The 15,158-nt window shown below is 69.6% G+C and carries 13 protein-coding genes and 1 pseudogene; 4 read left to right on the forward strand and 10 right to left on the reverse strand.

What is annotated here, in order from left to right; translation table 11 throughout:
• Positions 1 to 21 precede the first annotated feature (21 nt).
• The 4 genes from pdxH to JSY14_RS06970 all read left to right on the forward strand — a co-directional run bounded on the left by pdxH (position 22) and on the right by JSY14_RS06970 (position 4,017).
• Positions 22 to 774, forward strand: a complete 753-nt coding sequence (pdxH, locus tag JSY14_RS06955) for a pyridoxamine 5'-phosphate oxidase (protein WP_259558044.1) — start codon at positions 22 to 24, stop codon at positions 772 to 774.
• Between the two features lie 129 nt (positions 775 to 903).
• Positions 904 to 1,410 (forward strand): DUF2231 domain-containing protein, encoded by a 507-nt coding sequence (locus tag JSY14_RS06960; RefSeq protein WP_259558045.1) that lies wholly within the window; start codon positions 904 to 906, stop codon positions 1,408 to 1,410.
• 72 nt (positions 1,411 to 1,482) lie between these two features.
• Positions 1,483 to 2,406, forward strand: a complete 924-nt coding sequence (locus JSY14_RS06965) for a formate/nitrite transporter family protein (RefSeq protein ID WP_259558046.1) — start codon at positions 1,483 to 1,485, stop codon at positions 2,404 to 2,406.
• A 174-nt stretch (positions 2,407 to 2,580) separates the two neighbouring features.
• Positions 2,581 to 4,017 carry an HNH endonuclease signature motif containing protein gene (locus JSY14_RS06970; protein ID WP_259558047.1) on the forward strand — a complete coding sequence of 479 codons (1,437 nt, stop codon included), beginning with the start codon at positions 2,581 to 2,583 and terminating at the stop codon, positions 4,015 to 4,017.
• A 28-nt stretch (positions 4,018 to 4,045) separates the two neighbouring features.
• Here the strand turns inward: JSY14_RS06970 and JSY14_RS06975 are convergent, their stop codons facing one another.
• From JSY14_RS06975 to JSY14_RS07020, 10 genes and pseudogenes are all read right to left on the reverse strand, one after another.
• Entirely contained in the window at positions 4,046 to 4,306 is a 261-nt protein-coding gene (locus JSY14_RS06975) for a metal-sensitive transcriptional regulator (RefSeq protein ID WP_259558048.1), read from the reverse strand.
• 9 nt (positions 4,307 to 4,315) lie between these two features.
• Positions 4,316 to 5,821 carry an MBL fold metallo-hydrolase gene (locus tag JSY14_RS06980; protein ID WP_259558049.1) on the reverse strand — a complete coding sequence of 502 codons (1,506 nt, stop codon included), beginning with the start codon at positions 5,819 to 5,821 and terminating at the stop codon, positions 4,316 to 4,318.
• Positions 5,822 to 5,975: 154 nt separating this feature from the next.
• Positions 5,976 to 6,893, reverse strand: coding sequence for an NADP-dependent oxidoreductase (locus tag JSY14_RS06985; RefSeq protein WP_259558050.1), 918 nt, complete (start codon positions 6,891 to 6,893; stop codon positions 5,976 to 5,978).
• A 316-nt stretch (positions 6,894 to 7,209) separates the two neighbouring features.
• Complete coding sequence (gene hutH, locus JSY14_RS06990) at positions 7,210 to 8,769, reverse strand: histidine ammonia-lyase (protein ID WP_259558051.1); 1,560 nt, start codon at positions 8,767 to 8,769, stop codon at positions 7,210 to 7,212.
• Between the two features lie 127 nt (positions 8,770 to 8,896).
• Positions 8,897 to 10,207, reverse strand: a complete 1,311-nt coding sequence (hutI, locus tag JSY14_RS06995) for an imidazolonepropionase (RefSeq protein WP_259558052.1) — start codon at positions 10,205 to 10,207, stop codon at positions 8,897 to 8,899.
• Positions 10,208 to 10,259: 52 nt separating this feature from the next.
• Positions 10,260 to 10,688 (reverse strand): hypothetical protein, encoded by a 429-nt coding sequence (locus tag JSY14_RS07000; RefSeq protein ID WP_259558054.1) that lies wholly within the window; start codon positions 10,686 to 10,688, stop codon positions 10,260 to 10,262.
• A gap of 450 nt (positions 10,689 to 11,138) precedes the next feature.
• The gene (locus JSY14_RS07005) at positions 11,139 to 12,551 is read right to left on the reverse strand and encodes an IS1380 family transposase (RefSeq protein WP_432803617.1); all 1,413 of its coding nucleotides are present in this window, start codon (positions 12,549 to 12,551) and stop codon (positions 11,139 to 11,141) included.
• A 187-nt stretch (positions 12,552 to 12,738) separates the two neighbouring features.
• Positions 12,739 to 13,112: pseudogene (locus JSY14_RS07010) on the reverse strand (transposase); the annotation flags it as partial.
• Positions 13,113 to 13,148: 36 nt separating this feature from the next.
• Positions 13,149 to 13,778: an RloB family protein gene (locus JSY14_RS07015; RefSeq protein WP_259558055.1), complete on the reverse strand. Its 630-nt coding sequence runs from the start codon at positions 13,776 to 13,778 to the stop codon at positions 13,149 to 13,151.
• A 5-nt stretch (positions 13,779 to 13,783) separates the two neighbouring features.
• Positions 13,784 to 15,127 (reverse strand): AAA family ATPase, encoded by a 1,344-nt coding sequence (locus JSY14_RS07020; RefSeq protein ID WP_259558056.1) that lies wholly within the window; start codon positions 15,125 to 15,127, stop codon positions 13,784 to 13,786.
• Between the last annotated feature and the right edge of the window lie 31 nt (positions 15,128 to 15,158).

The following is a 15,158-nucleotide window of genomic DNA, read 5'->3' on the forward strand; positions in this document are numbered from 1 at the left end:
CCGTCCGCCAGGAGACCCGCGATGACGCCCACCTCTGATCAGACGCCGCCTTCCCCGGCCGCCCATCCCCGGGCCGGTGACGCCCACACCCGCCTCGCCTCCGAGCGCATGGACTACCGCGCCGGCACCCTCGGTGACGACGTCCCCGCCGACCCGCTGGAACTGTTCGGCCGGTGGCTGTCCGAGGCCTTCGACCGTCGGGACTCCGAGGGCGACCTGCCGGAGCCGACCGCCGTCGTGCTGTCCACCATCGAGCTGCCCACCGGCGACGCATCCGCCGACGGCGGCCACCCCTCCGCCCGGCCGCGATCCCGCACGGTGCTGCTGAAGGAACACGACGAGCGTGGCTTCGTGATCTACACCAACGGCGATTCCGCCAAGGGCCAGGAGATGTCCGGCACGCCGTGGGCGGCCATGCTGTTCCCCTGGTACGCGCTGCAGCGGCAGGTGCGCGTGGAGGGGTTCGTGCAGCGGGTGGACGATGCTGAGGCCGACGAGTACTTCGCCTCCCGTCCGCGCGGCTCGCAGCTGGGCGCGCGGGCCTCTCACCAGTCGCGGCCGATCGCCTCCCGGGAGGCCCTGGATGCGCAGTACGCGCAGGTGGAGAGGGAGTTCGAGGGGCGGGAGGTGCCGCGGCCCGAGCACTGGGGCGGCTTCCGTCTGGTGCCCGACCGGATCGAGTTCTGGCAGGGCCGCTCGGGCCGCATGCACGACCGCATCGTCTACACCTCCGAGGGATCGGGCTCGTGGACCCACGAGCGCCTGCAGCCCTGAGCGCGCCCACCCAGCGGACCGTCAGCCGGTTCGCAGACGGACCGGTCCACACTGGGCCCCGCTGTCGGGCGTCCCGAGCCCGACCCGACTGGAGGAACCCCCAGGCTCGACCTGCTGACCGGCATCCCCGTGCACGTGCTCGTGGTGCACGCCGTCGTCGTCCTGGTGCCGCTGGTGGCGCTCGGCACCCTCGCGGTGGCCCTGGTGCCGCGGTGGCGTCGGCAGTTCGGTGGGCTGCTCGCCCTGCTGTCGCTCGTCAGTGTGCTGGTCCTGCCGTTGGCGCTGGAGAGCGGTGAGGCGTTGGGGGAGCGCGTCGGCGTCCCCGAGCTGCATGCGGACCTGGCCGAGACGCTGCCGTGGCTGGCGGTCCCCCTGTTCCTGTTGACCACGGCCCTGTGGTGGCTGGGCCGGGGCGATACTCGCGCTGACACCCGCGCGGGGGCCGACCACGACGGCTCGGTGGCCGTCGGTTCCCGCGGCCGCACCCTGCAGCGGGTCCTCGCCACCCTGGCGGTGCTGTTCGCGCTGGCCGCGGCGGTGGACGTCGTCGCTGTCGGGCACACCGGTGCGTCGGCGGCGTGGACCGATCGTCTGGCGCCTGCCACCGGATCCCCCACACCCTCCGACGGCGACTGACCCCTCCGCCGGGCGGCTCCGGGGTGTGCGCCGGACGTGCGACGATGTGGCATCCCGACCCCAGGAGGCCCCATGCCCACGGACGACACCGCGCGCCCCGCGGAGGACACCCGCTCCGACCGGACCACCGGTGACACCCACACCGACGGCACCGACGCCGACGGCACGGACTCGAAGGGCACGGGCGGCGCGGACGGCCTGGACGTCGCCGACCCGAAGGAGGCGCTCGAGGAGGAACTCGTCGAGGAGTTCGAGAACACCGTCTCCGAGGGTGCCGAGCGCCTGCATCGCACGTGGCGGGCGCTGGTGATCACCGGCCTGTTCGGCGGGATCGACGTGGCCCTCGGCATCATGGCGATGCTCGCCGTGATGGATGCGACCGGTTCGAAACTGCTGGCGGGTGCGGCCTTCGGCATCGGCCTGTTCGCTCTGCGCATGGCCCACTCCGAACTGTTCACCGAGGACTTCCTGCTGCCGATCAACGCCGTCGTCGCGGGCCGGGGCACCTGGATGCAGCTGCTGCGGCTGTGGATCGTGACACTGGTGACGAACCTGGTGGGCGGGTGGCTGTTCACCTGGCTGATCGTGGCGGCGTTCCCCCGTTACCACGACACCCTCACCAGGGCCGCGACCGGGTACCTCGAGGACGGCTTCACGGCGGAGACGGCGGCTCTCGCACTCCTCGGTGGATTCACGATCACATTGGTCACCCGCATGAGCCAGGGTTCGAGCGAGGGCATCATCGCCCTGGTCAACTCGCTGATCTCCGGTTTCCTGGTGGTGGGCCTGGGAATGCTCCACGGCGCGCTGAATTCGGTGGTGATCTTCGGGGCGATGCACGTCGGCGCCGACATCCCGTACTTGACGTGGCTGCGGTGGTTCGCCTGGGTGATCCCGCTGAACATGGCCGGTGGCCTCGTCATCCTCACACTCCCCCGGCTCATCCGGACCTGGGAGCTCATGCGCCGCGCCCGGCGGAAGGCCGCGGCCGCCTGATCCGGCGACCCCGTGCCGGAGGCGCTCCCGCGGAAACGTTCCCGCGGGAACGCCTGCGGCGGGTTTCCTCCCCACGTACCCCTCGTCCACATCGGCCGAGGGGTGCTTCGTCTGTCGGGGCCCCCTGGTGCACTGTTCGTACACCTGTTCGACAGAAGGGGGAGAAATATGAGCATGCCTGCGGACACCTGGGCGTGGACGACACCCGCCGACGACCCGGACGCCGAGGGCCCGGACGGCGATGACCACGCGGATCTGCTCACCCAGTCCGACGCGGAGGCGCTGGGCCTGCGGATCCAGGACCACGCCGCCCGGATCGCCGAGCTCACCTGCGAATTCCTGCTGCTGCTGGCCGAGTTCGACCGCCGCGACGGGCTGCGCTGGTACGTCGGGCTCAAGAGCCTGGCGCACTGGCTGTCATGGGCCTGCTCCATGGCACCGGGCACGGCACGTGAGCACGTGCGGGTGGCGCGGGCGCTCGCGCAGATGCCGCTCACCGTGGAGGCCTTCCGCGGCGGCAGGCTCTCGTTCTCGAAGGTCCGTGCCCTCACGCGGGCCGTCGGTCGGGTCGACGAGGAGACCATGGTGGAGCTCGCGCAGGACCTCACCGCGTCACAGCTGGAACGCACCGTGAGCGCCCTGCGGGCCGCTCAGGGCACACACGTGGAGCAGTCCTCGTTGCGGGAGGCACGCTGGTGGACCGACGAGCAGGGCATGGTGCACCTGAGCGCGACGCTGCCGGCCGAGACGGGGGCTGAGGTCGTCACCGCCCTCGAACGGCTCACCGAGGAAGCCGACGCGCGGCCCGTCGCCGAGGACGACCCGCCACCGGGCGATGACAAGCTCACCGCAGACGCTCCACCGTTGGCGCACCGCCGGGCCGACGCGGTGGTGGAGCTGGCCAGGTCCCATCTCGCGCGCGCCTCGGTGGATCGCAGTGGCGAAGACCGGCATCTGGTGGTCATGCAGGTGGACCTGGCCGCCTTGGAGCACCCCGGCGAGGGGACATCGGGGACCGGAGCCGACCGGGCCTGGGTGCGCGGTGCGGGGTCCGTGGAGGCGGAGACCGCTGCACGCTGGAGCTGCACGGACCGGATCGCGCTGGCGATCGCGGGTCACGAGGGGGAGATCCTCCACCTGGGGCGGGCGAAGCGGCTGGTGAGCCGAGCGCAGCGTCGGGCTCTCGCGATCCGCGATACGACCTGCCAGTTCCCCGGCTGCCACCAGACGCGCCACCTCGACAGCCACCACGTGGTCCCCTGGTCGGAGGGCGGCCCCACCGATATCGAGAACCTGGTGCTGCTGTGCCGTCGTCACCACGTCACCGTGCATGAGGGGGGTCTGCGGCTGAGCTGGGAGGTGACACGGCCGGGCACCCCGTCGATGCGACGCGTGCTGGTGGTGAGGCACCCCGACGGCCGACGGGTCGACGACGACTGGCCCACCCCCCGCCCGGTCCGGGAGTCCGGGGACGCCGGTGACTGTGACACGCGACGCCCCGGTGACCCCGACCCCGACCCCGAGCCCGACCCCGAGCGGATCTTCCCCCGCACCGGGGGCGGAGGGTTCTCCCTCCGGGCATGCGTCGACGCCCTCCTGGCGGCGGCGTGAGCCGCGCACCCGGAGGGCGTCGATCATGTCAGGCCAGCGAGAGGAAGAGCTTCTCCAACTGCTTCCGATCCGGCTCGGTGCCGGCCGCGATGCAGTGCTGCAACTGGGTGGAGATCAGGGCGAAACCCGCCCGATCCAGCGCCTTCGACACGGCCGCCAACTGGGTGACGACGTCCTGACATTCCGACCCTTCATCCAGCATGCGGATGATGGCGGTGAGCTGTCCGTTGGCGCGGCTGAGACGGTTGCGCACCGCACGCAGCTCCTCGGGGTCGAGATCGAGCTCCACGTCGCCCCCTCAGTTCTCGGTCGCGGGGTCGGACAGCGGGGAGTCGGTCATCGAATCACCCTTGCCGAGGTCGGCCGAGGGGGTCACGGTCTCGCGCCCGGCACCGACCCAGGCGTTGTAGCTGCCCTCGAGTTCGGTGACGTCGAAGCCCTCATGCCGCAGGGCACTGGCGACCACCGAGGCGCGCATGCCGCTCTGGCAGTGCAGGACGATACGGCCGTCGCGCGGAAGCTCCTCGAGGTTCCACAGCACCTTGCCACCGGAGAGCTGGCGCGCCCCCGGGATGGCCCCGGCCTTGTGCTCACTCACCTGGCGCACGTCCAGCAGCACCGCACGGTCGTAGTCGTCGAGCCCGTCGACCGGCACGGTCTCAGGATTCTTCAGGGCCATCCCCTCGAAGTTCGGGATGAACCCGGTGACCTTGTCGATGCCGACACGCACGAGGTGGCTCCAGATGTCACGGGCGGCGGCCTCATCGTCGGCGAGCACCACCAGGGGGGCGTACTCGCGCTCGGGGTCGACCACCCAGGCGCCGTAGTTGGCGATCTTGCCGGTGGCCACGGGGATGTTCAGCGCGCCCGGGACAGTCCCGGTGTGGACCTCCGCCGGCATGCGGGTGTCGACGACGGTCACCTCGCCCTTCTCGACCTGCTCGGTGAGCTCCGGTGCCGTGAACTCGTGCAGCTCGCTCGCGGGTTTCTCGCCGGCGCGCTGGGCCGACGGGCCGGCCTCCCCCATCACCTCGGGGCCGAGCTTGTTCTGGCGCTTCATCCGCGCGAAGTAGGCGTGGGCGTCGGGCTGACCGTCGAGGAGCTCGTCGATGAAGCCCTGCTTGTCGTCGTTCTCCAGGTGCTTGGCCCACCAGGCGTACCGGCGCTCATAGCCGACGGTGGTGCCGGGCAGGGAGCCGAGGGCCTTGCCGCAGGCCGAGCCGGCACCGTGGCCGGGCAGGACCTGCACATGGTCGGGCAGCGTGAGGAAGGAGCGCTTCAGGCTCTCGAACAGCTGCTCGGCGCCGACGAACCGGGTGTTGACACCCCCGGCGGCCTCGTCCAGCAGGTCGGGGCGGCCGAGGTCGCCGGAGAACACGAAGTCGCCGGTGATGGCATACCCCGGTTCATCGGCGAAGGCACCGTCCGTGACCAGGAACATCAGGTGCTCGGGGGTGTGACCCGGGGTGTGGACCGCGCGGACGGTGATGTTGCCCAGGCGGATCTCGTCGCCGTCGTGAAGGCGCTCGGCCTCGAAACCGTACTGCCAGTCCTGACCGCCCTCAACGGAGACGTGGATCGTCGCACCGGTCGCGGCCGCCAGCTCGCGGGTTCCGGAGAGGTAGTCGGCATGGATGTGGGTCTCGGTGACATGAGTGATGGTCATGCCGTGCTTGGCGGCGAGGTCCAGGTACTCCTGGATGTCGCGCCGGGCGTCGATGACCATCATCTCGCTCTTGGCCTGGCAGCCGATGACGTAACCGGCCTGGGCGAGGTCCTCATCGAAGATGCGCTCGAGAAGCATGGATGTCTCCTTCGGGGCCCCAGCGGGGCGGTTGCTCCGGTCTCCCGGGCGGGGGGTGAACAACCCCAGCATATACCCCCCGGGGTATCTTCGCAAGACTCGGAGCATGACCGCCGCGATAGGCACGACGTTACCCCGCCCCCCCTCCGAGGGGTCAGGCCGTGATGATCACGCGGCCTGAGGCATGTCCACCCCGGGAGCGCTTGATGGCCTCGACGGCACGGTCGATCGGAGTGGTGCTGTCGATCGCGACGGTCACGGTGCCGGCCTCCACCGCCCGCAGCACATCGTCCAGGGCGTCGGCCCGGGCGCTGGCGGCGCCGGTGCTCACCACGCCGTCGGGCACGTCGCTCGCGGCGATCGCGGTGATCCGCTCGGCCGGGACACCCAGCTCCAGGGCGGCCGAGATCGCCTCGTCGCCGTGAGTGTCGGCGGCGGCCACCAGGCCCTCTGGGGCGGCCTCGCGGATCCGGTCGACCATGCCCTCGCCGTACTCGATCGGCTCGGCCCCCAGAGTGCGGATCGCCTCGGCGCTGCGGGCCGACCCGGTGGCCAGCACCCGGGCACCCTTGCTCACCGCGTACTGCACGGCGAGGCTTCCGACACCGCCGTTGCCCCCGCCGATGAGGATGGTCCGACCGGAGATGTCCCCCAGGTCATCGATGATCGCGACGGCGGTCCTCCCGGTCGTCACCAGAGACCCGGCGACCTCGTCGGACACCCCCTCGGGGATGTGGTGCAGCGCCAGCTTCTTCGGGGTGCCGGTGATGGTGTCGCCGAACCCCGCCGCCAGGCGTGAGCCGAAGACCCGATCACCCACGGCGAACCCGTCCACGCCCTCGCCGACCTCATCGATCACCCCCGCGAAATCCGTGCCGAAGGGCATCGGGAAGGACTTGTGGAAGGCCTCGGCGGGGGCGACCCCGGTGGCCAGCTTCCAGTCGAGCGGGTTGACCGCGCCGGCCCGGAAGGCCACGCGGACCTCACCCTCCCCCGCATGCTCCTCCTCGACCTCCACCAGCTCGATGTCGTGGATGTCCCCGGCCTGCTGCTGCATCAGTCGCTTCGCCATGACTGCTCCTCCTGTCGCCGTGTCACCGTCACCGCGTCACCGTTTCCCTCGACACTCTCCGAGGGGGGACGCCCCCAGGGGGAACGCCCGGAGACGTTCCCGCGGAAACGTCGATGAACTTTCAACCATCGCTGGGTGTGACGCCTCGGCGGTGGGGAATATTCCCGGGGCCAGGGCCGGCACCCGGGGCCGGCGCTGTGGCTCGCCGCGGGAGCGCCGCACCTGGGGGCGGGAGCGGTGATCGCCGCGAGCATGCCGGCGGCGCGGTGGGGGTCCTTCCGCGCCGCCGGCAGCCCGGTCGGTGGATCGGATCCGGTCAGCGCAGGCGGCCGGTGACCTCCTCGACCGCGGTGAGGACGCTGCCGTCGAGCAGGCGCGCCTCGGCCTCGGCGATGTCGGGGGCGAGGAAACGGTCCGGGCCGGGGCCCTCGACGGTGCGGCGCAGCACCGCGATGGCGGCGGCGGAGGCCTGCGACGGCTCCAGCGGGGAGCGCAGGTCGATCGCGCGGGCAGCGGTGAGCAGCTCGATGGCGAGCACCCGCCGCAGGTTGGCGATGGCGGTGCGCAGTTTCCGGGCGGCGTGCCAGCCCATCGAGACGTGGTCCTCCTGCATGGCGCTGGAGGGGATGGAGTCGACGCTCGCCGGCACCGCCAACCGCTTCATGTCGCTGACCAGGGCGGCCTGGGTGTACTGGGCGATCATGAACCCGGAGTCGACGCCCGGGTCGTCGGCCAGGAACGGCGGCAGGCCGTGGCTGCGGGCCTTGTCGAGCATGCGGTCGGTGCGCCGCTCGGCGATGGAGGCCAGGTCCGCCGCGACGACGGCGAGGAAGTCCAGCACGTAGGCGACGGGCGCGCCGTGGAAGTTGCCGTTCGAGGTGACGGTGCCGTCCTCCAGCACCACCGGGTTGTCGATCGCCGCGGCGAGCTCCCGCTCGGCGACGGTGCGGGCGTGGGCGATGGTGTCACGCACCCCGCCGGCGACCTGCGGGGCGCAGCGCAGCGAGTAGGCGTCCTGCACGCGGGAGCCCTCCGCGGCGACGTCGGCGATGATCGGCGATCCCTCCAGCACCGCCAGGATGTTCGCGGCGGAGTCGGCCTGACCCGGATGGGGGCGCAGCGGCTGGTGCAGTTCGGGGCGGAACACACCGTCGCGGCCGCGCAGGCCCTGCACGGACAGGGCGCAGGTCACATCGGCCACCCGCACCAGCGCCTCGAGGTCCGCCAGGGCCATGAGCAGCATGCCGAGCATGCCGTCGGTGCCGTTGATGAGGGCCAGGCCCTCCTTCTCCTCCAGGGTGATCGGTTCGATGCCGGCCTCGGCGAGGAGCTCCGACACGGGGCGCTCCTGCCCCTGGGCGTCGCGGGCCCGCCCCTCGCCCAGCAGCACAATCGCGCAGTGCGCGAGCGGGGCGAGGTCGCCGGAGCATCCGAGGGAGCCGTACTCGTGGACGATCGGGGTGATGCCCGCGTTCAGCAGCGCCAGCATCGTCTCGATCACGACGGGGCGCACACCGGTGCGGCCGGAGGCGAGGGTCTTCGCGCGCAGCAGCATCAGGGCGCGCACCACCTCGCGCTCGACCTCGGGGCCGGCGCCGGAGGCGTGGGAGCGGATGAGGGCGCGCTGCAGGTCGCGTCGCATGTCCACCGGGATGGAGGTGTCGGCGAGGGCACCGAAGCCGGTGGAGACGCCGTACACCGGGGCGTGGTCCGGGGCGGCCAGGGCCTCGATGTGGGAACGCACCGAGGCGACATGCTCGCGGGCGGCGGCGTCGAGCTCCACGCGGGCGTCGTGGCGGGCGACGGCGAGGACGTCGGCCGGGGTGAGACCGGAGGAACCGAGGGTGATCGTCTGCTGCGAGGTCTGCTGCGTCATGCGGGCCAGTGTGCGGGGCGCGGCGGCCCGGAACCAAGGGGCTCCGGGCCGCCGGGCGAGCCGCTGACCAGGACCCGTCCGGGATGTCGGATCGGGTGCCCGGGAGCAGGCCGGCAGGCAGGGGGCGTCAGACGACGCGGGTGCCGCGGCGCCACACCTGGTGGGTCAGGGGCATGCCCGGCCGGTACGCGAGGTGGATCGCAGCGGGCGCATCCAGCACATGCAGGTCGGCTCGGGCGCCGACACCGAGGTGGCCGACGTCGGAGCGCCGCAGCGCGAGGGCCCCGCCGCGGGTCGCAGCGCGCAGCGCCTCCGCCAGGGACAGGTGCTGCTGCAGCACCGCGGTGCCGACGCAGAAGCTCATGGCGCTGGTGTAGCTGGTACCGGGGTTGCAGTTCGAGGCGATCGCCAGCTGCGCCCCCGCATCGGCGAGGCGACGGGCCGGGGCCAGCGGCGCCCGCGTGGAGAGATCGCAGGCCGGCAGGATCGTCGCGACCGTCGGCCCGGCGTCGACCGCGAGACGCCCTTCCCCCTCCCCGCGCACCGGGTGCCCGGCGGTGGAGGCGAGCGCGTCGATATCGGCGTCGGAGAGGAAGTTCAGGTGGTCGACACTGGCCGCCCCGAGCTCCACCGCGAGCTGCACCCCCGCCTGGGACTCGCCGATCTGGTTGCCGTGCACCCGCAGCCCGAGCCCGGCCTCCCGGCCCGCCTGCAGCACCCGGCGGGACTGCTCAGTGGTGAACGCGCCCTCCTCGCAGAACACGTCGATCCAGCGCAGCGCGTCCCCGCCCTGCGCCTGCACCGCCTGCAGCATGTCCCCGGTGACCAGGTCGACGTAGGCGTCGGCGTCGGCCGCCCGGCCGTGGACGGTGACGGTGCCGTCGTACTCCGGCGGCACCAGGTGGGCGCCGAGGAAAGTGACCTCATCGAGCTCCCCCGCCGCGTGCAGGATGGCGGCGATCTGTGCGGCCTCCGCCTCGGCGGCGACGGTCAGGCCGTATCCGGTCTTCGTCTCCAGACAGGTGGTGCCGCCGCGCACCGCCTCCGCGATCCGACCCCGCACCAGCTCGGCCAACTGCGCGACGCCCGCTGCGCGGGTCGCCTCCATGGTCACCCGGATCCCCCCGGCCGCATACGCCTCCCCGGCCATGCGGGCCTCGAACTCCGCCGAGCGGTCCCCGGCGAAGACGAGGTGGGTATGCGAATCCACCCAGCCCGGCAGCACCGCGCGACCGCCCAGGTCGACGCGCTCGTCGGCGTCGGGGGCGTCGGCGGCGGGGCCTGTCCAGGCGATGCGCTCACCGTCGATCACCACGGCGGCGTCCCGCAGCACCTGCTCATCGGTGGCTGCGGCGGCGTTCGGGGTGCCGCGCTCGGCGTCGCGGACGGGGTCGAAAGTCCACAGTTCACTGATGCCGGTCAGCAGCGTCGTCGTCATGGCACGAGCGTACGGGGGGGCGGAGTGGCTCCCGAAACCGACTGGTGGCCGATCAGTCGGCGCAGTCTCCGGCGACCACCGCGGAGACGGCGAGCTCACAGTGGCCCTTGCTGCGGAACTCCAGGCGAAGGCCCCGCCCCTGGGCCGTGCTGGTGAGCCATCCACCGGTCCCACCCGTCAGCGCGGACGTCTCCGCCATGCCGTGCTTCCGGGCGGCAGAGGTCAGTGCCTCCTCGATGCGGCTCCAGTCGGACGCCTCTCGCCCCAGATAGGTGGAGGCGCGTCGTCCCGGCACGCGAACCGTGCAGCCTCCGAGGACGGCCGACGACTCCGGGGCCGCCGTGTCAGCCCAGTCGAGGCCCGTGAACGCCTCGCTGAGGGCCGCCTCCGCATCGGCGAGGAGGGCGCGCAACTCCTCCTGCGCAGCAGCGGCATCCCCGTCGAACACTGTCATCGGCGTGGACTGTCCACTCTCCTGCATGCGAGGTCCTTCCGGTCGTCTCGTGCAGCCCGGGAGGCCGACCAGCCCTCCCCCCACGACAGCGGCAAGAGGCAGCAGTGACCGTCTCGGGATCATTCGAGATCACCCTCTCAGCCGGTGCGTGTAGGATCGGCGCGGCCATGGGCCGGGTTCCAGTGTGGTGGGCGGCACCGCGGTGATGCCACTTCGCACGATGGGGACTTCTCCCCATGGACAGCCGTCGCCGTTCACCATGAACTGCTCTGTCACGCCATTCGAAGCCGCGTATGCACAATACAAACCTCGATGTTTCATCGGGCTGGTGAGCGGGGTGGGTCGGCGTCGTTGCCGGTGTTGAGCTGCTGATTGTGGCATTCGGGTATGACAGATCGTCGCAGTGTCCGTTGCGGGCGGTCGGGTTCCACTCCCGAGAGGTTGATGCTGGTCGGTGGGGCGGGTGGTCTCGCCGGGTTAGGTCTGTGCGACGGTGGTGCGGAGCCGGTTGACGCCAGTCAGGACCCTCACGGCTTCGGGTGCATGTTCGGCGAGGTGGAGGAGGTTGTGCCGGGCGCGGCGCACGAGGGTCGCGGGGATCTCGAACAACCGCGCGCGGAGCCGTTTGGGCTCCCACTTCCGCGCATCATGGCCGGTCAGCGCGATGGTCTGCATCCAGGCGACGAGCTCGCTAGCGAGCTGGACGATCTGGCACCAAAGCTGATTCTGCGCGAAACCCTGCAACGGCAACTTCTCAAGGCCCATGTCCTTGGCGTTACGGATCCGGTCCTCGCAGCGCGCCCGGCGACGGTGCCGCAGCTCCAAGACCGGGAGCTGGCCGCGCGGGGAGTTGGTCGCGAACGCGGTGATGCGCATCCCCTCGTGATCGGTGATCCGCAGCTGCGCCCCAGGATGAGGACGTTCCTTCCGCACGATCACCCGCATCCCGGCAGGCCACCCGGACAGGTCCAGCAGCCCGGTCAGCTCCGCCACCCACGCCCCCTCGCGGATCCCCTCGTCCTCGGTGTCATAGGCGGGAGTCCACGCCTCCGCCTCATCGATACGTTTCAGCAGGTCAGGGGTGTTTGCGGGGAGGGTGAACCCGACTGAGTAGGCCAGACGCTGCCGCTGGAGCCAGGCCAGGAAGTCCTTGGTGCCGCCGGCTCCGTCGGTGCGGATCAGGATCTTCTTCGACCCCCGCCCGCCCCGGGCCAGCAGGCCCGCAGGCAGCTGCGCGAGAGCCTGCCGGGTGACGGTGATGTGATCAGCGGCGGTGTTCGAGCCGGCGTTGCCGGGGCGCAGCTGGATCGCCAGTGGTTCCCCGGTCCCTTCGCTGCCGTGGTCCAGGAACGCGCACAACGGGTGGTATCCGAAGCCGCGTTTGAACGTCGGTGCGGCCTGCTCCTTCTCGCTGTGGACGTTGATCAGGGTGGCGTCGAGGTCGACGACCAGCGGGTTCTTCGCACTGACCCCCACAGTCGGGGAATGGTCTCCGGCGAGGGTCCAGGCTCTTTCACGCGCGGCCCGGCGGGCTTTCGAGATCGCCTCGATCACGGTGGGCGCGTCCTGGGCGAGGGTGGTGAGCGTGCGGGAGATCGTCGGGGTCGAGGCGACATCACCGAACAGGCCCGGCTCGCAACGCAGCAGATCAGTATCCGAAGCATGCTCCCCGCCGATTGCGAGAGTGAGTGCGAGGTCCAGCAGGACCTTCGCCGCGTGGTGCTCGGCCAGCGGTTTCGTCCACGGAGCCAGTGCTTCCCGCAGCGAAGAGGCGAGGCCGGTGGCGTGGATCGTGTCGGTCAGCAGCACCGCGCCCGCATGCGAGAGGGCCGGGACCTCAGCGATGTCCACGCGCGGACGGGGGTAGAAGAACAAGGTAGGGTGGGACACCTGAAAGGTGCTCCTTCCAGCGGATGGGTACGCGTCTCAACACCCCGTATCATCCCAGGCCAGGAGCACCTTTCGCCATTCATTCCGCCGGTCGAGACCACACCCCCGTGAAATCTCGAGGCAAAGGCGGTTATGACGACATCGAGAATGGTGGGCATCCCGATGATCCGCTCTTCACGCTGACAGGGCCCAGTATCCGGCACGCGACCGCCACCGGCACCCCCACCCGGGCACCGACCCCGGCCATCTCCTTCACGCGCGGATAGATCATTTTGGGGGCGTGATGTGAGCCTGCGACAGATACGCCGCCGCGCGCCGCAGCACCTCGTTTTCCATCTCCAACTCCCGGATCCTGCGCAGCGCCTGCGACATGTCCTTGCGCGCCTCTGGATCGGTGGTCGGGGTCTTCCCATGGGACTTGAACCTCGCGTCACGGATCCACGCCTGCAGCGTGGTTTTCGCCACTCCGAGGTCCTTGACGACCTGCTTCTGCGGGATACCCGACTCGACCAACGCGACCGCGTCGCGCTTGAACTCGTCGGTGTAGGTGATCTTCGGCATGGTTGCCATCCTTTCAGCACGACGCCCTCTCAGGAATCATGCGGTCTTGGAGTCACCCAAACCTTCGGCAGTCCCGGCCCCTTGCATAAGTTCTACGAGGAATGGCATCGCCGACGACGGGTTCGGTCCTTTGCGACCCGGGCGCATTTCAGGATCGATGGCCTGGGCGATGCCAGATGCGTCGTGCACCCGGTGGAACGGGAACGACTGCGAGAGAATCTTGCCCTTGACGAGACCCAGCTTGTCCATAAGCTCGTCGAGCTGCGCCGAGGTCAATGCTGAGCGCTTGTCTTCGGCGTGCCATCGCAGCCATGCCTCGAACTTGAGGTTCGAGATCAGAAGCCGTATCTTCTCTCGTTCCGCAAGTTTAATGGCCGCGGGCAACGTCTGGTGTTCATCAACGTCGACCAGGCACACGCAGTCGTCGTACTTTCTGTCGTTCTCTTTCGCTTCGTTACGCTTCTCGATGCACTTCTGGACGACTCTCAACGGATCCTTACCCACCGAAACAGGCTTGACGATAGCCGTCGCACCCTTGCTTCGCAGGTAGCGGTTCAGGCCCTCAACGTACTGAGGTTCGGTGCGGGTGCCTTCGGTGACGACAAGGATGCGCCGCGCAGGCTGCCGATGAGGCCTGCCGCGACGTCGACGCTGTCCGCCCGCCACTATTCCTACGCCTCCCCCGCGTCGACAAGCGCGGCAAACAGGCTCGGTGAAAGCCGCGGGGTACCGCCGTACCGTCCAGTGAGGTATCGCTTCGCTACGTTGGCATCCGGGTGCTTGGGGAAGTCGGCCAGGCAGGTCAGCTCGGTCACGCCCTCGTTCGTTTTGTCGGTCAGCCAGATCTGTTCAGGCTCGAGACGGACCTCGCTCAGTGGTGAGAGGACGTAGGACTCGTGGCTGGTGAAGATGAGCTGTGCGTGATGCCTGTTGACGAGCGGGTCTGAGAACGCGCCGAGGAGCACTTCGAGCAGATGCGGGTGAAGACTTGCATCGATCTCATCGACCAAGAGCAGCCCGCCACCGCGCAGTGCTTCAAGTGCTGGCACTGCGATCGCGAGCCAAGCGATGGTTCCATCGCTCTCCTCGTGGATAGAGAAAGGTGGGCAGTCGTCAGCGGTTCCACGATGGGTAAAGAGAAGACGACGTGCGACCTGTTCGAGCTCATCAGCTTCAAGTTCCTCTGGGTCATCCTCTCCGTCTGGCTCCCCCTTCTTAACGGAGGCGTCTTCGTCCTCTTCCTCGCGCAGGTCACGTTCAAGTCGACGGAACGCCAGGCGGATCCGTTCTGGGATGTTGGTTTCTTCAATACTGACGTTCAAAACGCCGATATCCGCGACTTGAAGCAGTGCTTCAAGATCGGGGAACGTCACATCGCCGTCTGCCAGGGAGTCTGCGAGTTTGGACAAGCGAACGGCGCGGTGCGAGTCCTTGACCAAGACGATGTCGAAGCTCTCGACCAGGTCATCCGCGAAGGCGTATAGCGATGACTCCTTCAGTAGGAGCGCGCGGCTGAGAACGAGTTCTCGGGGTGTTACCTCGATCTTGGTGCGAAGGCTCGGGTGGAACGTAAGCAGACCTTCTTCTCGATCTCGCTCCAGCAGTGTGCGCCAGCGTGAACTGGGGACATCGCGCAGCCATTCTCGTCTGATTCCGTCTTGGTCGACCTCGAAGCCGTAGACGTAGCGGCGTCCATCGTGGACGAGGTCAAGTTCGTAGAGACTCGTTGAAGTCCGGGAGTTCCCGTCGAGCTTGAACGGTGCCCGCCGCATGGACTTCGACTCCTGCCACACCGTGGCAGAGTGCAGGATCGCAGTGAAGGCATAGCGGAGAGCGTCCAATACCGCGGACTTACCGGTTGCGTTGCCTCCAAAGATCCCAGCGAGCGGATAGCTCACCGCGCTCCAGTTGCCATCCTTTGGCTGGAGGGTCTTCAGCGCAGAGCGAGTGAGATCGATCGCGACCTCGTCGCGGATGCTCTTGTGGTTGCGCACGGTGAAGCTCAGCAGGATCATGCAGCTATGCTAGCACGGAGCACTCGGTTGG

Source organism: Brachybacterium sillae (genome assembly GCF_025028335.1).
Lineage (GTDB): Bacteria > Actinomycetota > Actinomycetes > Actinomycetales > Dermabacteraceae > Brachybacterium > Brachybacterium sillae.